The 22,900-nt window shown below is 60.6% G+C and carries 21 protein-coding genes and 1 pseudogene; 9 read left to right on the forward strand and 13 right to left on the reverse strand.

What is annotated here, in order from left to right; genetic code table 11:
• Positions 1 to 19 precede the first annotated feature (19 nt).
• The 3 genes from BG842_RS11700 (at position 20) to BG842_RS11705 (ending at position 1,846) form a co-directional block, all read left to right on the forward strand.
• Positions 20 to 202 (forward strand): hypothetical protein, encoded by a 183-nt coding sequence (locus tag BG842_RS11700; RefSeq protein WP_069449317.1) that lies wholly within the window; start codon positions 20 to 22, stop codon positions 200 to 202.
• A 39-nt stretch (positions 203 to 241) separates the two neighbouring features.
• Positions 242 to 412 carry a hypothetical protein gene (locus tag BG842_RS29810; protein ID WP_007983401.1) on the forward strand — a complete coding sequence of 57 codons (171 nt, stop codon included), beginning with the start codon at positions 242 to 244 and terminating at the stop codon, positions 410 to 412.
• A gap of 288 nt (positions 413 to 700) precedes the next feature.
• Positions 701 to 1,846 carry a GTP-binding protein gene (locus tag BG842_RS11705; protein WP_069450884.1) on the forward strand — a complete coding sequence of 382 codons (1,146 nt, stop codon included), beginning with the start codon at positions 701 to 703 and terminating at the stop codon, positions 1,844 to 1,846.
• Here the strand turns inward: BG842_RS11705 and BG842_RS29815 are convergent, their stop codons facing one another.
• The gene (locus BG842_RS29815; protein WP_007983385.1) at positions 1,847 to 1,993 is read right to left on the reverse strand and encodes a hypothetical protein; all 147 of its coding nucleotides are present in this window, start codon (positions 1,991 to 1,993) and stop codon (positions 1,847 to 1,849) included.
• A gap of 123 nt (positions 1,994 to 2,116) precedes the next feature.
• Here BG842_RS29815 and BG842_RS11710 point away from each other — a divergent pair, with 123 nt between their 5' ends.
• Together BG842_RS11710 and BG842_RS11715 are read left to right on the forward strand one after the other, a co-directional pair.
• Entirely contained in the window at positions 2,117 to 2,896 is a 780-nt protein-coding gene (locus BG842_RS11710; protein WP_069450885.1) for an SDR family NAD(P)-dependent oxidoreductase, read from the forward strand.
• 67 nt (positions 2,897 to 2,963) lie between these two features.
• Complete coding sequence (locus BG842_RS11715; RefSeq protein WP_069450867.1) at positions 2,964 to 3,923, forward strand: acetamidase/formamidase family protein; 960 nt, start codon at positions 2,964 to 2,966, stop codon at positions 3,921 to 3,923.
• Between the two features lie 19 nt (positions 3,924 to 3,942).
• Here the strand turns inward: BG842_RS11715 and BG842_RS11720 are convergent, their stop codons facing one another.
• Positions 3,943 to 5,790 carry a metallophosphoesterase gene (locus BG842_RS11720; RefSeq protein ID WP_069450868.1) on the reverse strand — a complete coding sequence of 616 codons (1,848 nt, stop codon included), beginning with the start codon at positions 5,788 to 5,790 and terminating at the stop codon, positions 3,943 to 3,945.
• Positions 5,791 to 5,899: 109 nt separating this feature from the next.
• Here BG842_RS11720 and BG842_RS11725 point away from each other — a divergent pair, with 109 nt between their 5' ends.
• Positions 5,900 to 6,034, forward strand: a complete 135-nt coding sequence (locus BG842_RS11725) for a hypothetical protein (protein ID WP_007983378.1) — start codon at positions 5,900 to 5,902, stop codon at positions 6,032 to 6,034.
• A 44-nt stretch (positions 6,035 to 6,078) separates the two neighbouring features.
• On the opposite strand, the gene BG842_RS11730 is transcribed toward BG842_RS11725, so the two are convergent.
• From BG842_RS11730 to BG842_RS11740, 3 genes are all read right to left on the reverse strand, one after another.
• Positions 6,079 to 7,113 (reverse strand): LLM class flavin-dependent oxidoreductase, encoded by a 1,035-nt coding sequence (locus BG842_RS11730; protein ID WP_069450869.1) that lies wholly within the window; start codon positions 7,111 to 7,113, stop codon positions 6,079 to 6,081.
• Positions 7,114 to 7,203: 90 nt separating this feature from the next.
• Positions 7,204 to 7,560 (reverse strand): hypothetical protein, encoded by a 357-nt coding sequence (locus tag BG842_RS11735; RefSeq protein WP_069450870.1) that lies wholly within the window; start codon positions 7,558 to 7,560, stop codon positions 7,204 to 7,206.
• Between the two features lie 136 nt (positions 7,561 to 7,696).
• Positions 7,697 to 9,082 (reverse strand): ATP-binding protein, encoded by a 1,386-nt coding sequence (locus tag BG842_RS11740; RefSeq protein ID WP_069450871.1) that lies wholly within the window; start codon positions 9,080 to 9,082, stop codon positions 7,697 to 7,699.
• 235 nt (positions 9,083 to 9,317) lie between these two features.
• Between BG842_RS11740 and BG842_RS11745 the strand changes: the two genes are divergently transcribed.
• Positions 9,318 to 9,713, forward strand: a complete 396-nt coding sequence (locus BG842_RS11745; protein WP_069450872.1) for a hypothetical protein — start codon at positions 9,318 to 9,320, stop codon at positions 9,711 to 9,713.
• 43 nt (positions 9,714 to 9,756) lie between these two features.
• On the opposite strand, the gene BG842_RS11750 is transcribed toward BG842_RS11745, so the two are convergent.
• The 6 genes and pseudogenes from BG842_RS11750 to BG842_RS11775 form a co-directional block, all read right to left on the reverse strand.
• Positions 9,757 to 10,125, reverse strand: a complete 369-nt coding sequence (locus BG842_RS11750) for a hypothetical protein (protein ID WP_007983369.1) — start codon at positions 10,123 to 10,125, stop codon at positions 9,757 to 9,759.
• A gap of 105 nt (positions 10,126 to 10,230) precedes the next feature.
• Positions 10,231 to 11,282: pseudogene (locus BG842_RS11755) on the reverse strand (NAD(P)-dependent alcohol dehydrogenase).
• Between the two features lie 178 nt (positions 11,283 to 11,460).
• Positions 11,461 to 13,593, reverse strand: coding sequence for a dipeptide ABC transporter ATP-binding protein (locus BG842_RS11760; RefSeq protein ID WP_069450873.1), 2,133 nt, complete (start codon positions 13,591 to 13,593; stop codon positions 11,461 to 11,463).
• Positions 13,590 to 14,483 carry an ABC transporter permease gene (locus tag BG842_RS11765; protein WP_069450874.1) on the reverse strand — a complete coding sequence of 298 codons (894 nt, stop codon included), beginning with the start codon at positions 14,481 to 14,483 and terminating at the stop codon, positions 13,590 to 13,592. Before BG842_RS11765 ends, BG842_RS11760 begins: the two co-directional genes overlap by 4 nt.
• Positions 14,483 to 15,442 (reverse strand): ABC transporter permease, encoded by a 960-nt coding sequence (locus BG842_RS11770; protein ID WP_026177911.1) that lies wholly within the window; start codon positions 15,440 to 15,442, stop codon positions 14,483 to 14,485. The genes BG842_RS11765 and BG842_RS11770 overlap by 1 nt, the downstream gene beginning before the upstream one ends.
• A gap of 14 nt (positions 15,443 to 15,456) precedes the next feature.
• The gene (locus BG842_RS11775) at positions 15,457 to 17,082 is read right to left on the reverse strand and encodes an ABC transporter substrate-binding protein (RefSeq protein WP_069450875.1); all 1,626 of its coding nucleotides are present in this window, start codon (positions 17,080 to 17,082) and stop codon (positions 15,457 to 15,459) included.
• Positions 17,083 to 17,237: 155 nt separating this feature from the next.
• Between BG842_RS11775 and BG842_RS11780 the strand changes: the two genes are divergently transcribed.
• The gene (locus BG842_RS11780; protein ID WP_069450876.1) at positions 17,238 to 18,494 is read left to right on the forward strand and encodes a Zn-dependent hydrolase; all 1,257 of its coding nucleotides are present in this window, start codon (positions 17,238 to 17,240) and stop codon (positions 18,492 to 18,494) included.
• 526 nt (positions 18,495 to 19,020) lie between these two features.
• Complete coding sequence (locus BG842_RS11785; RefSeq protein WP_069450877.1) at positions 19,021 to 19,836, forward strand: IclR family transcriptional regulator; 816 nt, start codon at positions 19,021 to 19,023, stop codon at positions 19,834 to 19,836.
• 973 nt (positions 19,837 to 20,809) lie between these two features.
• On the opposite strand, the gene BG842_RS11790 is transcribed toward BG842_RS11785, so the two are convergent.
• Both BG842_RS11790 and BG842_RS11795 read right to left on the reverse strand, forming a co-directional pair.
• On the reverse strand, positions 20,810 to 21,589 hold the full coding sequence (locus tag BG842_RS11790) for an IclR family transcriptional regulator (protein ID WP_069450878.1): 780 nt from the start codon (positions 21,587 to 21,589) through the stop codon (positions 20,810 to 20,812).
• 119 nt (positions 21,590 to 21,708) lie between these two features.
• On the reverse strand, positions 21,709 to 22,839 hold the full coding sequence (locus BG842_RS11795; RefSeq protein ID WP_069450879.1) for an ABC transporter ATP-binding protein: 1,131 nt from the start codon (positions 22,837 to 22,839) through the stop codon (positions 21,709 to 21,711).
• Between the last annotated feature and the right edge of the window lie 61 nt (positions 22,840 to 22,900).

Raw genomic sequence — 22,900 nt, forward strand, 5'->3', positions numbered from 1 at the left:
CCGCGCAAACGGTGCAGTCATGGTACACTGCCCCGACTGCGATGCGACCCTCGAAACGGAGTCGGACGTCGATTTCGTGGAGATGGACGCCACGACTGGCTTTTTCGCGGCCTCCAAACGGTTCTACGTCGTGAACTGCGCCGACTGTGGTGCGACTATCGGAAGCGGCGTCGCTGGTGCGAAGGCCGGTGGCGGTGCTTGAAAGAAAAAAGCTATAGGTTAGTTATCACAATTCGGGGGTATGGTACACTGCCCCGAATGTCAAGCGGAGCTCTCCGAAAAGTCCGATGTCGAATTCGTGGAGATGGACGCCACGACAGGTTTCTTCGCGGCCTCGAAACGGTTCTACTTGGTCGCCTGTAATGAATGTGGCGCGGCCATCGGCGGCGGGGTCGCGGGCGCGAAGGCCTGAGCCGGTCGATTTGCTGGTTTTCCTTCACTCCGACCGATTGTGACCGTCATTTCGACATCTCACACCACGTTGGTATGACCCATTGGTAATGCTGGTCAGATTGAACAATCATACTGTACAGTCATACTTGGTAGTAGTACTTATGGGGCCAATCGTTCGATTCGCGCTTCTCGTTCCCTCCCTGTCTACTGATGGGACGAAGAAAGCGGACGCCCGACCTCGACGAGCGAAAAAATCAGTTCGTATTCACAACCAAACGCTATGATGCCGCATCCCGAAGGCAACCCCATGGGAGACGACCGAACGCCGATCACGGTGGTAACGGGCTGTCTCGGGGCGGGCAAAACGACGCTGATAAATCACGTCCTCCGCGACCCGGGGGACCGACAGGTCGCGGTCGTGGTCAACGACGTGGGCGAGATGAACGTCGATACCGAGCTGATACAGGGGGAAACCGACGACGTAATTGACCTCTCCAACGGCTGTATCTGTTGTCAGCTACAGGACGACCTCCGCTCGACCCTTTCCAGACTCGACGATCGCGAGTTCGACTGCCTCCTCATCGAAGCGTCGGGCGTGAGCGAACCCATCCCGCTTGCGCGGACGCTGCTCGGGATGGACGACGAAACGCCCGACCCGACCGAGAAGTACCGACTCGATACCGTTGTCTCGGTCGTCGATACGGTCGGATTCGCCAACGCGTTCGACGCGGAAACGGGGCAGTTGAGCGACCAAGCGGCGGACGGGCAGCGGCCGCTGACCGACGTCTTGGTCGAAACCGTCGAGTTCTGCGACCTGCTGTTGCTGAACAAGTGTGACGCCGTTTCCGACGAGTCCCTCAACGAAGTGGCGGCCCTCGTGCGGGAACTGCAACCAAACGCGGACATGATTCGAACGACGTACTCGGAGGTTCCCGCGGACGAAATCCTCGACACGGGACGATTCGATTTCGACGATGCGCGCCAATCGCCGGGCTGGAAACGCGCGTTGGCCGGTGGTGGGGACGAGCACGGCCACGATGGGGACCACACCCACGCGGACCACGACCATGACGACCACGGAGCGCACGCACACGATGCAGGAGAATCCGTCGCCGACCGCATCGAAACCGTCGTCTACGAGCGAGAGCGTCCGTTCCACCCGGAGCGGTTGAACGCGTGGCTGGACGATTGGGACGGAAACCTCGCCAGAACCAAGGGCATCTGTTGGATCGCCGGATGGGACGACAACGCCATGGGATTGAATCAGGCCGGACCCTCGGTCCGCTGTGGCCCCCTCGGGGAGTGGTCTCCGGACGAGCGGGAGACCCGTCTCGTTCTCATCGGGACCGACATCGACGAGACGGGGGTGACCGCCGAACTCGACCGCTGTCTCATCGAGGACGAAGAGACGGAATCCGCGCTCACCGAGAGCGGACCGTTCCCGCGACGGTGACTACGCGAGTTGGTCGCGGAGGTCGTCCCACGATTCGTGGAACCCGTACTCGTCGTCGCCGCCGGAACCGACGGCGCGTTGATACACGTCGTCGTAGGCGAGGAGTTGGGTCCAGCCTTCCTCGCGAACGGAACAGTATTGACACATCGTCCCACGAAAGGCGCTGAAACGGTATAATGCTTTGCGAGAATGACCTCCGGTCGAGCGTCCGAACCGGGCGCGGTGATTCTGGGGCGAACCGTTTTGTGGGTACCGTTCGGTGGTACGACCATGACCGTACTCGATGCGTTCGACCTGCACGACCGGACGGCCATCGTCACTGGCGGCAATCGCGGTATCGGCCGCGCCATCGCAACCGCGCTGGCCGAAGTCGGCGCGAACGTCGTCGTTGCGAATCGGAGCGCGGCGTCGGGCGAAGCCGTTGCGGACGAACTTGCTAACACGACGGGCGTCGAAACCCTCGCGGTCGAATGCGACGTGACCGACGAGGACGACGTGGCGGCGATGGTCGAAGCGACCGTCGAGCGGTTCGGCGGAATAGACGTACTCGTGAACAACGCCGGAATCGTCGTCCACGAGGCGGCGGAAACGATGTCGCTCGACGAGTGGCACGCGGTCATCGAGACGAATCTCACGGGCGCGTTTCTCTGCTCACGCGCCGCGGGCCGCGAGATGATGGGGGACGGCGGCGGCGTCATTCTCAACGTCTCGTCGATGTCGGCGTTCATCGCGAACCATCCCCAGCGACAGGTGGCCTACAACGCCTCGAAGGCCGGATTGGAGGGCTTCAAGAACCAACTCGCCTCCGAGTGGGCGGAACACGGTATCCGCGTGAACAATTTGGCACCCGGCTACGTCGCCACCGACAACGCGGACCAAGGTGCGGAAGTCGCGGAGAACGCCGTCGATATCTGGACGGGCGAGATGTTACAGGACGAGATGGCGTCGCCGGAGATGCTCGGCCCGACGGCGGTGTATCTGGCGAGCGACGCCTCCGCGTACATGACCGGTGAGACCATCGTCCTCGACGGCGGCTACACCGTCCGATAATCGATACGCCCACCGGAATCCGCGAACGAATTTTATATCCGTTCCGTCTCTACTCGGGTGTACGCCGATGTCACAGACCCCATCCCCGGACCACCACATACCTGCCCGAGACGAGCACATTCAGACAAGTTGGAGCCGCGACCACGACCCGATTCGAACGGTCGAATCCGGTGACGTGGTGCGCTTCGACTGTCGGGACGCGACGAACGGCCGCCTCGACGCGGACTCGACCGCCGAGGACGTCGCCGCCCTCGCGGGGACGCTCCCCGGCCACGCCCTAACCGGTCCCGTCGACGTCGCGGACGCGCGACCCGGCGACGTGCTCGCGGTGGACCTCCTCTCGTTCGACCACGAGGGCATCGGCTTTTCGTACTTTTACGGCGGCGACGAGGGAACCGGACTGCTCCCCGAGGAGTTCCCAGACCCGGGTCTGCACGTCTGGGATCTCGACGGCGACGTTGGCCACTTCGTGAACGGAATCGAAGTCCCACTCGCGCCCTTCCCGGGCAACCTCGGCGTCGCGCCCGCCGACGGCGGGGAGCACAGCACGACGCCCCCACGCCGCGTCGGCGGCAATCTCGACGTGAAGCACCTGACGGCCGGGTCGACGCTGTACCTGCCGGTCGAAGTCGCGGGCGCGCGGTTCAGCATCGGCGATTGCCACGGCGCACAGGGCGACGGCGAGGTGTGCGTCACGGGCATCGAAGCGCCGATGACGGTGACGGCCCGGCTCCGACTCGTCTCGGGCATGGACATCGAGCAACCGCAGTTCGAGACGGGCGGGCCGTTTTCGGCGACCGACGGCGGTCGGGTGTACGCCACGACCGGCATCAGCGACGACCTGATGGACGCCAGCAAGAAGGCGATTCGACACATGATTTCGCACCTCCACCGAACCCGCGGTTTGACGCGCTCGGAGGCGTACCTGCTGTGTTCCGCCATCGTGGACCTCAAAATCAACGAAGTCGTGGACGCCCCCAACTGGGTCGTCTCGGCGTATCTCCCGCAATCGATATTCCCGGAGTGAGTCGGCGTCGGAGTGGGCCCTACTCCTCGAACCGCCGTCGAAGCGCGTCGCGGTTGATGTCGTCCCGCCGAACGTAGTCGTTCTCGCTGATATCGTAGAGGCGCGATTCGTCGATGTCGAGGTTCCGCTCCTCGATGGCGTCCTCGACCTTCGTCTCGTCCACCCGTTCGGTCACGATGTCCTCCCGGGAGACGCCGTGTCTGGCGAGTTCCGTAAGAACCGTCTCCGAGTCCTTGAGCGATTTTCGCGTCCGGTGACGGCCGCTGACCGACCCGAACGACCCCGTAACCTCTTCCCCTTCGCCGACGCGCGAGGAAAGTACGTCCCGAACCTCGGTTCGAAGGGTTTCGATCTGCCCCTTGACGCCTGAAAAGAGGGCGTATATGTCCGCGAGTTCCGCCGTCGAACAGTCCTCGAAATCGGGCGTCCCCGCGTCGTCGAGCATCGTCGCCAGAGACCCGATGGCTTCGGTGAGGGGTCGAACGTCGGGATTCGTCGCTTCTCGGGACTGCATCTCTCTGCCGGGATGCCCATCCCTCTCGTCACCCTTCTCCCGTTCGCGTCCGTTCTCTCGTTCGCGTCTTGCTCGCTCGCGCTCCCGCGCGCTCGCGTCGTATCCGTCGAGCGGAATCGTCTCGCGCTCGAACGACTCCCCGCGGACGGTGAACAAACTCACGAGCGGTTCGTCCTCGTCGTCGCGCACCCTCGCGGCGTCAGTGGTTCCGGTGTAGTAGACACAGAGGTCGTCGCCCTCCCATTCGACCGCGCGGTCGGTCCCGCCACAGAGGAACGCATCGACCCAGCCGTCGATGTGCTCGATGGCCAGTTCGTAGGCCTCGACGTCCGCGCCGTACTCGGAGTACGGCGGCGAAACCGCTTGGTGGATGCAACACAGTTTGAGACCGTGCTCTTCGGGGTCTTCGAGGCGAATCTGCCCATTTCCCGCCTCCACGTCTTGCCGGTGGTCGATACCGTACAGGGCGACCGACTCGTCGATAGTCGTCGGCGTGGTCCCGAGGCGACGCACGCCAGCCGTTTCGGTCAGCGCATCGAGCGTGTCGGTATCCCCGACCTCGTTTCGACCCGCGACGACGAAGAACGGGATGTCGCGTCGGTGCAGTCGCTCCAGTCGCTCGCGGCAGGCGGCGCTCACCTCGTCCGAGGGTGTCGCGCTCGAAAATAGGTTCCCGGTGTGGACGACCGCATCGACGGCCTCGCCGACGGCGACGTCCACCGCCTTCGCAAAGCCGTCGAGACCGTGAACGCCATCCACGTCGCTCTCCCCACCGGGTTTGAGGTGCGAATCGCTCACGTGCAGGACGGTCGTGGCGGAGCGGCGGTCCGATGCGGTAGACGCGGACTTCTCCCCACCGAAGTCCGCGTCTGATTCCGATTTGGGTCTCTCATCCGATGATTTCCCTTCACGGACGAGCGATTCGGTCGTCTCCGCCACCCAGTCCTCGGTTCGGTCGAGCGTTTCGACGTCGAGCAACGGGTCCAGTTTCGTGTCGGCGACGTGGGTCGAAAGCGCCTCGCACTGGCGTTCGTCGAACCGTTTCGATTGCAGGTGCTCGGCGAGCGCGCGTGCCTCCGCGTCCGACATCTCGACGTCGCCGTTCGGTCGGGCCAAATCGTCTCCGGTCTCGACGGGGCTATCCGTCGCGGAGGAGAGCGACGCGTCTCCGGCGTAGACGAGCGCCCGAAAGCAGTTCCACGGGACGATATCCCCTTCGTCGTATCCGAGTTCGTCCCGGAGAAGTCGCTCCGCGGCGGGCGTCACGCTGAACTGATACCGACCGCTGCTGAACGACCCCGCCAACTTCCACGCCCCCTCGTTGTCGCGGGTGAGTTCCGGTGGTTTCGCCATCGTTCGATGTACGATATCGTATGAATCTGCTACTAATAAATCGTTCTCACGGACGAAACCGGAACGGTCCGCCACAACCTCTAACAGACGGCGGGTGGTGCCCGTTCGTATGGTACGAGCCTCGACGATAGTCCTCCTCGCTGGTATCGTCCTCCTGTTCGTCCCCATCCCGCCGGTGGCGACGGCGCTCGGCGTCATCGTAATCCTCATCGGCGTCGCGCTTCGCCTGCTTACCGGAAGTTAGGTGCGTTCGGGCGCTCGGCTTGTCGAGGGAGTGCGGTGCTCGGCTTACCGAGGGGTCAAATTCGCTGCCTCGGCGAGCAGTTCGTGCGACCGGAGTTCGTCCTCGGGGTCGGCGAACTGGTTCTGGACGATGATTTCATCGACGCCGGTCTGGGCCGCCATCTGATCCAGCAGGTCGCGGACCGTCTCGGGACTCCCCGAGACTTGGCGGGGCCAGTCGCCCGGAGCGAGGGTGCTCGGCGTCGGGTCCGGGACGTGCCCGAGTTCGTCGATGGCCGTCTCGACCGAGTGAATCGGCGGGCGGTCTATCTGCCCGCGACGCAACCGCTGGCGGTTCGCTTCGGGGACCGAACGAAGTCGCGCGGCCTCCTCGTCCGTCTCGGCGCAGGTGATGTTCGCGGCGAGCATGCCGTGCGGTTCGTCCGGGCCAGCACCCATGTCGGACGGTTGGAAGTGGTCCCGGTACACCTCGAACGCCCGCACGGCGGGTTTGGGTCGGATGAACGCCGCGAAACAGTATCGAAGCCCCAAATCACCCGCGATGGCGGCGCTCGATGGACTCGAACCGAGCACCCACACGTCGGGGATGCTCTCGCGGGACCGCGCCAGCGAGAGCTCGCTGAACCGGTGGTCGTCGTCGAACCCGTCGTAGAGGTGCGCGGCGACCTCTTCTATCTTCCCGGCGTGGTCGGTCGGTTGCCGTTGTTCGCTCCGGTCGTCCTGTAACGCGAAGTCAGAGACGGGGTTGCCCGTCGCTCTCCCCAGTCCGCAATCGATACGACCGGGAGCGAGGGCGTCGAGCACGCCGAACGACTCGGCCACCTTGTACGGGCTGTAGTGGTTGAGCAACACCGTCCCCGACCCGATGCGGATGTCCGAGGTGTGGGCGGCGAGATTGCCCATCAACACTTCGGGGGTCGTGCTTGCCAACCGGTCGGTAAAATCGTGGTGTTCGGCGACCCAGAAGCGGGAGTAGCCGAGTTCCTCGGCGTGACGGGCGCGCTCTATCGTGTTCTCGAACGCTTCCGTCGCCGTTCCGCCCTCCGGTATCGGCGCGAGGTCCACGAGTGATAGGTCCATGCCCGTGTTTACGAACCGGCACGCATAACGGTGACTACCCCGGAAGTCCGAACCGGTTGAACACGGCGCCGTCCGCCGCCATCGACCGCATCACCGTCCGAACAGCCGACGGAGGCGGTCGAGTAGGCCGTCGTTCGTGCCGAGTTCGCGGGCGATTTCGTCGAGTTCGTCGTCGGAGAACTTCGGGTTGTGGCGCGCCTCGCGGAGCCACCCGTTCCACTCCTCGTCCGTGAGCGTGCCTCGGGAGTCGCCTTCCCACTGTTCGACCAGCGCCTCCCGGTCAGGGAACGGGACGTCCATTCCGCTGTTCCCCCAGTACAGAGGCGAGAGTTCGAACTCGTACTCGTCGTCGTCCACGAACCGGAGCCGGTACGGATAGCCGTCGTAGAGGATGATGTCGTCCTCGGTTACCTCCTCTCCGTTCGGGAGCGTGAGCGTCCGTGTCATCGCGTCGGGCCGAACTACGGGTCGCACCCTTTTCCGTGTTCCGTGCACCGCGTCGCGGCGGTGGGGAAAGGGTCCCTCGGAAACCGATGGGGGAGAATTTGGTTTCGATGATACGCGAGGAGTTCCGAGTCGAGACCTATGAAACGATTTCGGCGGGTGTGAACAGCGAAACGTCGTCACGCTCGTCGGCAGTGGCTCGAAGTCCGTCCGAAAACCCGGAGCGACAGAAACAGCAATAGTGGTACGCCGGTTCGGTGCCGTTTTCCGGCGTCCACCGAACCTGCGCTGCACTCCGCTCTAAGTCCGCCAGATCACCTTCGTTCATCTCCCGAGACGTGTACTTACATTCACCGGCGACGAGCGTGCCATCGCTTCCGAGACCGACGACATCGAGTTCGTGCTGCCGATGCCACCAGTATCCGATTCCTTGGTACGCCTTCGGAATCAGCGACGGAAGTGCTTCCTGGCATATGATCTCGAACATCGACCCCATGTAATCGGAGAACGACGGCTCGACCGACCGCTCGTACGCGTCATCACCGAGTTGAACGAGCGTTCCTTCCTGACCGTAGACGTACCGAAACCAGAACCGGAAGAGCGGTTCGTTCAGTCGATATCGGCTCTTGCGTGTCGCGTTGGGATCGGCCGTCACCGGGATATCTCGCTCGACCAATCGGAGGCGACGAAGTTTCGAGAGATACGATCCGAGCGTGTTCGAATCGACACCCGCGAAGTTTGCGATCTCGTTTGCTTCACGCTTTCCGGTCGCTATCGCCCGGAGAATGGTGTAGTACGTCTGCGGCTCTCGGATTCCGAACTCCGTCCGGAGCAGGAACTCCGGCTCGTTGTGGAGAACGCCGTGTTCCGAGAGCACGTGAGACTGGATGTTTGCAGGAAGCGATACGGAGGGGGTGAGTGCTCGCAAGTAATACGGTGTTCCACCGAAGACGCCCCAATATCGAAGTATCGTATCCGGATCGTCCGTGGGATAGAATCGGCGCGCGTTCTCCAGCGAGAGCGGCGGGAGGTCGATTGCCGCCGTGCGCCGACCGTACAAGGGACTCCCTCCGCCGAGGACCTTCTCCTCCATAACGCTGATCGACGATCCGACGAGGACGAGCGTCATCGCCGTGTCTTCGAGGTGTAAATCCCAGACGCGCTGGATCTTCGACGGAAGCGCTTCGTCCGACTGGATGAGATACGGAAACTCGTCGAGGATGACGACCGCGTTCTCCCGACCGAGCGCACGCAACAGAGCCTCCCAGTCACGTTGGATGTCGTCTAAGAGGGGAAACGTCTCACTCGCCGTCTCGACGAAGTTAGCGAGTTGCACCTCCGGCGTCTCCTCTGTTGCCTGCCAGTAAATGGCGTCGTCAGTATCTCGTATCGCCTCACGGACGAGTGCGCTCTTCCCGAGTCGTCGGCGACCGTAGATGACGATCAGGTCGGCGGTGTCGCTTCGAAACCGGGACTGCAACGTATCGAGCTCTTGCTCGCGGTTGACGAAACGCGGTGGGTTCATGCGTCGATTTCGAGACGACGGTAGATAATGCTGGCGATTATCTAAATCACGATTTTACTAATCACGATTTTACTAATCACGATTTTACTAATCACGATTTTACTAATCTGGACGAACCGCGACTCGATACGTTCCGTTAACGACGCGAAGGGGACGGACGTCGGGTGAAGAGGGTCGTTTCGTTGAACATGCAGGCTCAAGCCTTAGACGGGTTCGGCGGCAGTGTCCAAACACGATGTTCGGACTCGGTCCACTCACCATCGGCAAGAAGGCGGCGAAGTTCGGCTACAAACGATACGGGATACCGGGCGCGGTGATGGCCGGTAGCGCGGGCGCGGTCGGCTACATCGCGGTTCGACGCGCGGTCAAAGCGGCGGTCGAACGAAAGGACGTCAGCGGAGCCATCGACGCCGGGACGATTCAGTCGGCGGTGGACGAGAAGGGAATCGACGCAATAACGGACCGCGAGACGCTCGAATCCGCTATCGACGAGGAGAAACTCGGCACGGACGTCGATATCGACGAGGTACAGTCTACGACGGAGGAGGAGACGGACGAACTCGACGAAACCGCGGAGACGGACGAGAACGGCGCTTCCGACGCCGACGGCGGAGACGAGTCCGGGTCGTAGACCGGTTCGGAGCCGTGACCACCGGCGTCGCCTCGACCGCTCGTCAGTCCGATTCGAGCCACGCCTTGTACGAATACCGGTCCGCGGACAGTGATTCGCCGAAGTCGATATCGAGTCTAATTTGATACTCCTTTTCGGTGTGCGCCGGGACGATCACGTTTTCCGATTCCTCGTACGTGCTGCCGCCATCGACTTTCACTTGCGCCCAGAGCGTGCCCGATTTCGTCTCGTCCGAATCGTTCCGCACGCTCGCGGTGACGACGACGTTTCCGAATCCCGTGACCCGCGAGTCGGTGGTCGTCACTTCGAGGGACCCCGTGAGTTTCGAGACGACACCGCTACAGCCGGAAAGGGCCGTCATACCGCCACAGACGAATAAACCGCCGGTGCGAAGCAGGTCGCGTCGTTGCATGGTCTATCGCTCCCGAAGAACAACGGACACATAATTTTTCCGTCCCGTCCCCGCGGCGACTCCGAAAAAAGAGAGCGTTGCGCGCGGAATTCCGCGTCGAGCGCTTCAGCTGAAGTCGATGAGGGGTTTGATGATCCCTTCCTCTTTCGTGTCCATGAGCTGAAACGCATCGTCGATGTCCTCGAAGTCGAACCGATGGGTCGTCATCCGCGTCGGGTCCACCTTTCCCTCATCGAGCAATCGAAGCAGGCGACGGAGTCGGAGGCGACCGCCGGGACAGAGCGACGTCACGATGTCCTTCTCGGCCATGCCGACCCCCACGCGTCCCGCGGGATGTCCACGAACTCCCCTTCGCCGTGGTAGCCGACGTTGGAGATGACGCCGCCGGGTTTGGTGACTTCGATACACTGTTTGAACGTGGCGTTCGACCCCAGTGCTTCGATGGCGGCGTCTACGCCCTCCCCGTCGGTCAGGTCCATGATGGCGTCAACGGTATCGACCTCGGTGTAATCGACCACTTCGTCGGCGCCGTAGAACTCGGCGAGTTCTTGGCGCTTTGGAACGCTTTCGACGGCGATGACCTGCCCCGCACCGCGGAGCGCCGCCCCCTTCGTCGCCATCAACCCGACCGGCCCTTGGGCGAAGACCGCGACTGTCCCGCCGATTGGAATATCCGCCCGTTCGGCCGCGCTGAAGCCGGTGCTCATCATGTCCGTGACGTACACCGCGGCCTCGTCGCTGACGCCGGACGGGATGTTGGCCATGTTCGCGTCGGCCTCGTTCACGTGGAAGAACTCGGCGAACACGCCGTCCTTGACGTTGGCGAACTTCCATCCGCCGAGCGCCTCGTTCGATTGCGACGGATGCCCGTCCTGTGCGGCCGGCGACCCCCAATCCGGGGTGATAGCGCCGACGGCGACGCGGTCGCCGGGTTCGAATTGCTCGACCTCGCTCCCGACCGATTCGACCACACCCACGGCCTCGTGGCCGAGCGTGATGTCCTCGCGTTCGCCGATTGCCCCGCCGACCGTGTGCACGTCGGAGGTACACACCAGCCCCTTCGTCGGCCGAACGATGGCGTCGTTCGGTCCCGCTTCCGGTTCGTCCTTCTCGATAACGTCGGTTTCGCCGATGGAACGCATCACGTACGCTTGCATGAATATCCCCCGGCACCACTTCCACGTCCACCCACTTCAATGGAATTCCCGAATTCGGGAGCTGGTTTCCACGCACGGGGTCTCCGAGCAGTATTTAAATCATTGAAGTGGTTCTCGCGACAATAAAAGAAATCGACGGAAGACAGCAGACGGCAGAGTGGCCTGTCGTCGAAACGGGTCAGTCGTCGGACGTCGATTCCGCCGTCTCGACGAACGACCGCCGTTCGCTCATCTCCCCGACGGAGAGGTGACAGGAGATTTGGTGACCGCTGTCCCCCTCTTTTTCCTCCAGCGCCGGTTCGGTCTGCTCACAGACGTCGCCGATTTTCTTCGGACACCGAGTCTGGAACGGGCACCCGGACGGCGGATTCAGCGGACTCGGAACGCTCCCTTCGAGGAGGATGCGGTCGGTCTTCCGCGACGGATTGGCGTGCGGAACCGCCGACAGCAAGCTCTCGGTGTAGGGGTGGAACGGAGCCGAGAACACCTGTTCGACCGTGCCGAACTCGGCTATCTTGCCGAGGTACATCACAGCGATGCGGTCACAGATGTGTCGGACGACGCCAATGTTGTGCGAGATGAAGAGGTACGACAGCCCGTACTCCGCCTGAATCTCGTCGAGCAGGTTCAGAATCTGGGCCTGCACGGACACGTCCAGCGCCGACACCGGCTCGTCACAGACGATGAGTTTCGGTTCCACGGCCAGCGCGTGCGCGATGGCGATGCGCTGTTGTTGCCCGCCCGAGAACTGGTGGGGATACTTGTGGAGCGCGTCGGGCGAGAGGCCGACGCGCGTCAGCAACTCGCGGGTTCGCTCCTGTTTCTCCTCGCCGGTCGCGATGTCGTGTTTCTCCATCGCTCGGCCGATGATTTGACCCACGGTCTTTCGCGGATTGAGCGAACTCTGCGGGTCCTGGAATATCATCTGCATCTCGCGGCGGAGGCTCCGCACCTCCGACCCGCTCATCTCGTGGATGGGTTGCCCCTCGAAGTACACCTCGCCGTCGGTCGGTTCGAGGAGTTTGAGCGCCGTGCGTGCGACGGTCGATTTGCCACACCCGCTCTCGCCGACGAGACCGACCGTCTCGCCCTGGTAAATCTCGAAGTCGATGCCGTCGACCGCCTTGACGGCCCGCCGTTCGAGCGTCGGCATACCGCCGTCCGAGCGCGTGAGCGTGAGATCACCGAAGAACCCGTCGCCGGACGGGAAGTGCTTTTTCAGGTTTTTCACCGCGAACAGCGGTTCGCCGCTCCGGTCGATGAGTTTTCGCTCGCCGCTCGATTCGTCGGGGGTGTATCCCTGCCTGAGGTCGATTTCGTCCGTGCGGATACACGCCGCACGCGACGTCGTCCCCGCGGCCGGTTCGAGCCGGGGATTGCCGCCGGTCCGACAGGCCTCGGTCGCGTACTCACACCGGGGCGCGAAGTTACAGCCGCTGGGCAGGTCGGTGAGGTCCGGCATCGACCCGGCCAGCGTCGGTAGGTCGTCATACTCCACGTCCGTCTGCGGAATCGAGTCGATGAGGCCGCGCGTGTACGGATGCTGGGGATTGTCGAACAGTTCGTCGAGTTCCGCCGTCTCCACGAGGTTCCCCGCGTACATCACGCCGACGTGGTCGCACGTCTGGGCGACGACGCCGAGGTTATGCGTTATCATCAGGATGGCCATCCCCTTTTCCTCCTGGAGTTCGTTCAGGAGGTCGAGGATTTTCGCCTGCGTCGTCACGTCGAGCGCCGTCGTCGGCTCGTCCGCGATTATCAGGTCCGGCTTGCAAGACAGGCCGATGGCGATGAGCACGCGCTGGCGCATCCCGCCCGAGAACTCGTGCGGGTAGTCGCCGAACCGCTCGGCCGCGTCCGGGATTTCCACGTCGCGCATGACCTCGATGGCCTGTTCGCGCGCCGACTCGCGGTTGCCGCCCTGATGGTGCAGTATCGTCTCGACGATCTGTTCGCCGACCGTGAGCACCGGATTCAGCGACGACATGGGGTCCTGCGGGATGAGCGCGACTTTGTTCCCGCGAACGGACCGCATCTCGGGTTCGGAGAGTTCCAACAGGTCCACGCCGTCGAAGACGACTTCTCCGCCGGTGATTTCGCCGGGGCTATCGACGAGTTGGAGCAGCGAGCGCGCGGTGACGCTCTTTCCGGCCCCGCTTTCGCCGACCAAGCCCATTGTCTCGCCCGAATCGAGGGCGAACGATACGTCGTTGGCGGCGACGACCGTCCCGTCCTCCGTCAGGAACTCCGTCCTGAGGTCTCGAACGTCGAGGAGGGGGGCGGACCCGCCGTTCGCGTCGTTTCCGTTCATTCTATCGAATCCACCTTGGGGTCGAGCACGTCTCTCAGGCCGTCGCCGAGCAGGTTGAACCCGATGACGGTGACGGCGATGGCGATACCGGGGAAGATGATGATCCACGGCGCGGTTTGCATGAACCCGCTCCCGTTGTTTATCATCAGTCCCCACGACGGCGTCGGCGGTTGCGCGCCGAGGCCGAGGAACGACAGGCTCGCCTCCGCGAGCATGGCGAAGGCGATGTTCAGCGACCCCTGCACGAGCAGCGGGGCCGAACAGTTCGGCAGCACCTCGCGGAAGATGATGTGCGAATTGCTCTCGCCGCGGGCGATGGCCGACTCGACGTACGCCTCGTTTCGCTCCGAGAGCGTCGCGCTCCGGGCGACGCGAGCGATGTACGGCGTGTAGACGAACGCCAGCGCGATGATGACGTTCGTGAGTTCGGGGCCGAGGACGACCATCAACGTCAACGCGAGCAGGATGGGCGGGAAGGACATCGCGGCGTCCATGAACCGCATCAGCAACTCGTCGATGATGCCGCCGTAGTACCCGGACACCAGTCCGATTATCGTTCCGACGAGGAGCGCGCCGGTGATGGCACCGAACCCGACTTTCAGCGAAATCCGACTGCCCATCACGACGCGGCTGAAGATGTCACGGCCGAGGTCGTCGGTTCCGAACAGGTGGTCCATCGACGGCGATTGCGTGCGGTCGGCGACTGACGTGTGTGAAATCGAGTACGGCGCGATGAACGGCGCGAAAATCGCCACCACGACGAGGGAGACGACGATGACGAGGCCGATCATCGCCTTGGTGTTGTTCCTGAACTGCCGCGCGAATCGCTGGAAGCGTTCTATCCGCGCGGACGTGGCCGTCGAATTCGAGTTCGACGTCGAGGTCGCCATTATTCGTCACCTCCGTAGCGAATCCGCGGGTCGAAGTAGCCGTAGAGGATGTCGGCTGCGAGGTTCGAGAGCATGTACATCAACGCGACGACGACGATACAACCCTGCAACAGGGGAATGTCGCGGCTCTGGATGGCAGTCAGCGTCAGCCTCCCGATACCCGGCCAGAAGAACACCTGCTCCAGCACGACGACGCCGCCGAACGCGTAGCTGAACTGGAACGCGATGACCGTAATGACGGGAATGATGGCGTTCCGGAGCGCGTGCTTGAGGACGATGACGCGCTGGGTCATCCCCTTCGAGCGCGCCAGTTTGATGTACTCCTCCGACATGACTTCGAGCATCGACGAGCGAGTCATCCGCATGATGTAGGCGGTGAGGGCGAACCCCATCGCCGACGCCGGGAGGACGAGGTGGGTCAGCGTTCCCACCGGGTCCTCGCTCGGCGGGACGTAGCCCCCCGTCGGGAAGATGTTCAGCCAGACGGCGAAGACGAGGATGAACACCAGCCCCCACAGGAAGATGGGGATGGAAACGCCGATGAATCCGAACATCGACGCGAACAGGTCCGGAAGCTCGTTCTGTTTCACCGCGGCGATGACGCCGAGCGGCAGCGCCAAGACGACCGCGATGAGCGTCGCCGCTCCGGCGAGGAGGAGCGACTTCGGGAGTTTCTCCATGATGAGTGCCATGACCGGGTCGCCGAAGCGGAGCGACGTTCCCATGTCGCCCTGTACGAGTCCGAACACCCAGTCCACGTATTGGACGTACAACGGCTTGTCGAGCCCCATCTGTGCTTGGAGCGCCTGAATCGACTTGTCGGTGGCGTTCGGCCCGAGGATGAGCAACGCAACGTCCCCCGGAAGAATCGTCGTCACGATGAACGTGATCATCGTCACGAACAGGAGGGTTAGCACCATGAACCCCAACCGCCTCAGTAGATAATTAGACATTGACATGGTGGGTCACCGAGTTATCCGTCGAGCCAGTTGTCGTCGAACCGAAGCGTCGAGCCGTCCGGCGTGCCGATTTTTCCTTTGTAGTCGGTCGAACCGGCGTACAGGTTCGCCTGCCACCAGAGCAGGAGGTGCCCCGCGCGGTCCTCGTGGAGGATTTCGGTCGCCTTGTGGTACAGTTCGGCGCGCTCGTCCTCGTCGTACATGTGGCGGGCCTTCTCGACGAGTTTGTTGTATTCGTCGTTGTTCCAGCCGGTGAAGAAGAACGCGCCGTCGGGGTGGAGGAACTTGTAGAACGACACGTCCGGGTAGGTCAGCGCGAGGTACGAACTGGTCGTCGCCTCGAAGTTCTGTTTGCTGTAGACGTCCGAGAGCCACGTACTCCACGTGATTTTCTGGATGTTGAGGTTGATGCCGACCTCGGATGCTTGGTCCGAGATGACCTTCGCACCCTGTACCTGCGTCGGGTAGGATTGCGGAATCTTGAACGAAACCGAGAAGCCGTCTGGCATACCCGCCTTCTTCAGGTGTTCTCTGGCCTTGTCGAGGTCACGCGGACGCGGTTTGATGTCGGGGTTCACCCACTTGCTGCCGGGCGCGGCGGGCGTCGCCGTCGTCTTGCCGGTGCCGTAGAGCGCCGCTTCGCTGATTTTCTCCTTGTCGAGCGCGTAATCGAGCGCGAGGCGGGCGTGTTTGTCGTCGAACGGCTTCTTATTGCAGTTCAACCCGAGGTAGACGAGCGCCTTCGGGAACTGCTTCTCGAAGCGGACGGACGAATCGTTCTTGAGCGATTCGACGTCCTTCGGCGGGATGCCGTTGACGAAATCGTACTCGCCCGCACGGAACGACTGCAGCCGAACGTTCGGGTCCGTAATCTCGCTCTTGACGATTTTGTCGAGGAATGGGCCGTTCTCGTCGCTTGCGTTCCAGTAGTCGTCGAACTTCGTCATCGTGAACGACGTCTCCACCTCGTGGCTATCGAACTGGTACGGCCCCGTTCCGATGGGTTCCTTGATCTTCTTCTTTTGTGCCTGTTTCTCGGGGACGATGTGCATCTCACCGGTCGACATCCGCGAGAGGAACGGCGCGAACGGTTCGGACAACTGGACGACGAAGGTCTGGTCGTCGGGGTTATCCATCGAGTCCACGAAGTCGAAGAACCCGGTGGCGAGGTACTCGCCGTTCGCAATCCGCTTGTAGGTCGCGAGTACGTCTTTGGACGTCATCTCGCTGCCGTCGTGGAATTTCACTCCCTTCTGGAGGGTGAACTCCAGTTTCGTGTTGTCGTCGGAAGTCGTCCAGTCCTTCGCGAGGTGGGGTTTCAGCGAGTAGTCGGGAGCCAACCGGATGAGTGGCTCGGTGATGTTTTCGAGCACGCGGTTGGTCGCGGCTGCGCTTTCGAGGTGAGGGTCGAGTCCTTGCACGGGCACGGCACCGCCCCACTGGAGCGTGCCGCCCATCTTCGCGTTTCCGTCCCCGTTTCCGCCGCCGGAACCGTCCGAGTCTCCTCCACCGAGACAGCCGGCGAGCGCGACGGGAACACCGGCCGCCGTCGCGGCGAGGAACGCCCGGCGGTCAACGCGTCCGTGACCGGCCGTATCGCTATTATTTTCATTCTTGCGGCTATTGCTATCGCTTGGCATAGAATAGCGCACTCAACCGTCCGTGATAAAGATTATGAAAACTGCGGTTATATAGTCGAATGGTTGAAGTGTTTCGTGGATACCCGAAACTGTAAGTCGAATGCCCGATTGGGAAACAGTCAAATAGGCGGGTGAGCCACGTTGCCTTAGTACGCATGCAGGTACGCGAGCAACGGCTACGACGTGACATCGAGGCCAACGCGGCGTTCGGGTCGGTCGCGGTCGAAAACGGTCACGGTCGAACCGTCCTCACCGGAACCGAGGCGGACAGGGAGGCACGAGAGTATTTTTGCGAGCGATTGCGGGACGCCGGTCTCGACGTTCGCGTGGACGGCGTTGGAAACATCGTCGGCCGGTGGACGCCCGAGAGCGCGGACCCCGACGCGGCCGCGGTCGCCGCCGGAAGTCACCTCGATTCGGTCCCGGAGGGCGGCATCTTCGACGGTCCGCTCGGCGTCTACTCCGCGCTGGAAGCGGTTCGGGCGATGCAGGACGCGGGCGTCGAACCGGCGCGGCCGGTCGAGGTCGTCTGTTTCACCGAGGAGGAGGGCCAGCGGTTCGACGGCGGATTGCTCGGCTCCGCCGTCGCGGCGGGGAAGATGAGCCTCGAAACGGCGCTCGCACTCGAAGACGAATCCGGCGTGACACTCGAAACCGCCCTCGACGACATCGGCTTTCTCGGCGAGGGGCGCGTGGCCGCCGACGAGTGGCACGCGTGGCTCGAACTCCACATCGAACAGAGCGAGCGCCTCGAAGACGCAGGTATCCCTGCCGGAATCGTGACGACGATAACGGGACTCTCCCGGTGTGCCATCGAAATCACCGGCGAAGCGAACCACGCGGGATCGACGCTCATGGACGACCGGTCGGACGCCCTCGCCGGGGCGAGCGAGTTCGTTCTCGACGTCGAACGCGCCGCGCGTGAACGCGTCGAAGCCGAATCGGACACGGCGGTCGCCACCGTCGGCAAACTCGACGTGGGTCCGGGCGCACCGAACGTCATTCCGGGACGGGCGGAACTGAGCCTCGATGTCCGCGACATCGAACAGGAGTCCATCGAGTACGTCGTTGACCGAGCGAAGCGGAGCCTCGACCGCATCGAAACCGAGCGCGACGTGACGACCGCGTTCGAACGACCGTGGAACCGCCACCCCGTTCCGATGAGCGACCGCTGTCGTACCGCGCTGGAAGCCGCCGGGGAGACCGCGAACATCGACACGTTGTCCCTGCACTCGGGTGCCGCCCACGACACCATGCACGTTGCGAATGTCACGGACGCCGGCTTGCTTTTCGCCCCGTCGCGGGACGGCATTTCCCACAATCCGCTGGAGTGGACCGAGTGGGAGGATTGTGCCGCATCGACGCGCGTCCTCGCTGGTGCGCTAACGCGGCTCGCCGACGCTAACGAATAACGGCGTTCTCGAGCAGGCAAATTGGACTGTTTTCAGCCACAAGACCGAGAATCAAGCGTTTCAGCCTATTCTTGGCGAGATTCTCGTTCGAACATCCTCTGCGGAGAAGTATGCTCTGTCCCCACAACAGGCCTTGATTCAACGGTTTTTGACCGATTTCAGTCCGTTCTCTCGTCGCTTCGATTGTTACACCTATCGAGAACAGTAGCTAGATTCGGTATTAACCACACAAGGCGTGAAACGCGTATTTTCGACCGGGTAGCATTATCCGTTTCAGATAACGGGGAACACAAGTCGTGGACGGCCTAAATGTCCACAGTCAATTTGCACGTATTTTGAACGCAAGCTCGAATATGATGAACTACTGTGGCACCGACATCGGCCGTTCAAGCCGAAATCAAGGATTTCGAGAATCGGTCGCGGTCGTCTGACAGTTTCGAACCCGATGACTGCTATCGATTCGGAGCGTCGGAAATCTTTGCTCCATATACAAACGCTTTTATCGCTCTATTTGGTATCGGTTAGCATGGCAGATTCGACCGAAACCGGCTCGTCGCGGACCCTAAAGACGGTCACGCGGGCGTTCGACGTGATTCAGGCGCTGGAGGAGTTGGACGGCGCGCGCGTCACGGAGCTCGCCGACCATCTCGGGATGTCGAAAAGCGCCGTCTACAATCACCTCACGACGCTTCGGGAGAACAAGTTCGTCGTCCAGGAGGGAAACACCTACTCGCTGTCGTTGCAGTTCCTCCTCCTCGGCGAGTACGTTCGCAATCAGAACAAACTGTACAGCATCGGAAAACCAGAAATCGAGAGTCTGGCCGACGAGACGGGGGAGTACGCCCACCTCGCAACCGAACAGCACGGTCTCAGCGTGAACCTGTACAAGGTGCGAGGCGAGAAAGCAGTCGGGAGCAACTATCAGACGAGCAAACTGCAGAAGCCGGACTATCTCCACTTCTCGGCGACCGGGAAGTCGATTCTTGCATCGCTCCCGCCCGAGCGCGTGGACGCCATCGTTGACCGCTACGGACTGGTTCGCAAGACGGAAAACACCATCACCGACCGAGAGGAACTGGATTCGGAACTCGAACAAATCCGAGAGCGAGGGTACGCGTACAACGACGAGGAGGAGATAGAGGGTCTCAAAGCCATCGGCGCGCCGGTACTCGACAGGAACGGTCGCGTCCTCGGGTCGGTGAGCGTTTCCGGTCCGACCAATCGAATGAACGAAACGGAGTATCACGACATGATCGTCGAGAAAGTGACGAACGCGGCGAACGTCATCGAGGTGAACATCAACATGGCGGAGCGCGAGGCGGACCATCCAAAGTTCATCTGACGATGGAGGCTCGAGGCTTTTCGTGTCGAAAGCGGTGATTGGAATATCCATTACAGAATTACCGTTGTAATGGAGTGGTTCGTTGCGGTGGATTGGAAGTGATTGGGCATCAGAGAAAGGGGATATATTGGCTCTCGCTATACCGACTGGTGGTCACCGGAGATGCAATTAGTGGAACGAAAGACGGAGAGTATGCCTATCTGGGAACGATAACTAAGAGAAATAAAGTAATAGACAAAACCCTCAATCAGAGAATTGTCGATCTGTGAGTAAATAGTGAACAGGTAGTATTGAGCCGAAATCCAGAACTGCGTAAGGAAACTCGATTTCGAGAACCGGGAACGAAACCCGGTTACGATTCAACTCACACTAATCGTTCCAACGGAGAATATTACAACAATAGATCTGTAATGGCGCTGTGCCAACTAATTTCACGTACAGGTACGAATTGAATACTATTCGTTCGCTTATTGCGAACGCGAATTAGATAATCGACGCAGTCGAAAATTACGTTTGAGTGAACATGCGAGATCGAGCGATGTAACCTGAAAATGGATTCCGATCGTCGACTTCGTCGTTTCGTCTCCCTTCTCTCTTGAGCACGTTGCGGAACGGATGAACCCTGTCAGTTTCTTCTGTGTTTACTCCGGGCAGAGGAAGACAGCTCGGTACACTGCTCATTTGATAATTAGACATCGGAATAGGCCTCTGCTATCGAATTTCCGGTTCAATAGCTGGAATATCGAGGGATGAATCCTCTTATTCGATGGTCGTTCCCTTCGTATGGGATATTCAACTAAACTATTGACGCCGTTCCGTTACAGATACGAGTAGTTGATTCGCAATGAGCAAACGTCCATTCGTATCTGATTCTGCTTCCTGTCCGGAAATCAATGGTATTACTCGTCAGATCGACCGCACAGGTTCATATATCGACTGCCGATTGGTTTCACCGTTCGCAAGGAGCGAACACCTAGACGTGTGTCGCGTTCACTTCGATAACGTTGGCGGCACCGCGGACGATTTCGGGTAATTCTTCGCGAAATCGTTCTCCTTTCAGCCGACTCGTCGGTCCCGAGATACTGATTGCCCCCTGGATATTACCTTTCGGATGCTCGATGGGCGCAGCGACGCACCGGAGACCGGTTAGGATTTCCTCATCGTCATATGAGACTTTTCGTTCACGTATCATGGCCAGTTCTTCGAATAACTCTTCGCGGGTTGAGACCGTTTTTGACGTTCGCTGTGGCAATCCTCTTCTATCGACGATCGCGTTCACGCGTTCTTCAGAGAACTGAGAGAGTATCGCCTTCCCCAAGGCGGTGCAATGAAGATCCTTCCGATTTCCCGTGTAGGATGCTGTTTGGATAGCGTTTTCCCCGCTTGCCTTGTGAAGGTAGACTCCTCTTCCGTGTTCTTCCACCATGAACTGGGCGACTTCACCGGTCTCCTTAGCAAGCCGGTTCACTTCCTGCTTGGTTATTTCGTAAATATCAACGTTCGTTTTTGCGTACTCTCCAAAATCAACAAATCGGAGACTTATGTTGTACTCCTCCCCTCGCTTGACGACGAATTCGTTGTCGACGAGCGTCGCGAGGTGGCTATGAACCGTCGCTTTTGACATCTCGAGATGGTTAGCGAGTTCAGTTACTCCAGCACCATCCCGCTCTCTCAGTGATTCGAGTATCTGACTTGTGGTTTGAACTGCTTTCACACGCCGTCCGCCGCCGTTCGGTTCACCGCTGTTGGTCATGAGCCAATCTCTTACATACAGATGCATAGCGTTTGCGATGAGCGAACACACTCCACTCGCGGATACTGCTCGTCAATGATTCTAAAGTCTTCAAAAATTCGTTCGAGAGTCGTCGTTACTTAGGTTTGAGTAGTCGGTTCGACGTTTTCCGTCGTTTCGCTGTTTTTCACTGCGTCACCTGTCTCATCGTCGAACAGATGGACCTTCTCTTCCGGGAATTCGACGTTGATGACGTCCCCTGCTGTTACGCGCATTTCACCGTTGACGCTTGCGGTATAGGTCTCGGAACCGATGGTAAAGTACAGGTAGCTCAACTCTCCCATCGGTTCGACAACTTTTACTTCGGTTCGAATCGCGTTCTCCACATCGGAATCCACGATAGCGATATGTTCGGGTCGTACGCCGAGCGTAAGTCGTTCGGATGCTCCAGCAAGGATATCAACAGTCTCGCTCGAAATTTGGTACGTGAAGATGTCGTGTTCTAGAACGTTTCCTTTCCGTTCCACCGTGAAGAAGTTCATAGACGGCGAACCGATGAATCCCGCAACGAATCGATTCTGCGGCTTGTGATAACACTCAAGCGGTGTCCCGAGCTGTTGGAGTTGCCCATCGTTGAGGACGGCGATGTAATCGCCCATCGTCATCGCTTCCGTTTGGTCGTGTGTGACATAGCATGTCGTGACGCCCATCTCTTGTTGGAGTTGTTGGATTTCGGTCCGCATCGTCGTTCGCAACTTCGCGTCGAGATTGCTCAGGGGTTCGTCCATGAGGAAAACCTCGGGTTCCCGAATGATGGCGCGGCCGAGCGCAACGCGCTGTTGTTGCCCACCGGAGAGTTCGGAGGGTTTCTTGTCGAGTAGATCACCGATCTCCAGTAGTTTAGCTGTCTCTTCGACGCGTGAGTTTATTTCGTCCTTGCTCAGGTCGGTAGTGATCTTCAGCCCATACCCTATGTTTTTTCTCACCGACATATGCGGATAGAGGGCGTAATTCTGGAACACCATCGCCATGTCGCGCTCTTTCGGCTTGAGATGGGTAATCTCACGGTCATCGAGTAGAATCTGACCTGAAGATACAGTTTCGAGACCAGCGATACATCGAAGGGTCGTCGATTTCCCACATCCGGACGGCCCGACGAGAACGAGGAATTCACCATCGTCGACCGTTATATCGAGGTTGTCAACGGCTACGATTTCGTTGTCACCTGAGTCGAATACTTTCATCAAGTCGTTTAGTTCTAATCGTCCCATTGTGCACCTATTGGTTGTTATGCCATACTTTGGCATCCCCTGTAATAAAACCACCTTTCAA

This window comes from Haladaptatus sp. W1 (assembly GCF_001723155.1).
In the GTDB taxonomy this organism is placed as follows: Archaea; Halobacteriota; Halobacteria; order Halobacteriales; family Haladaptataceae; genus Haladaptatus; species Haladaptatus paucihalophilus.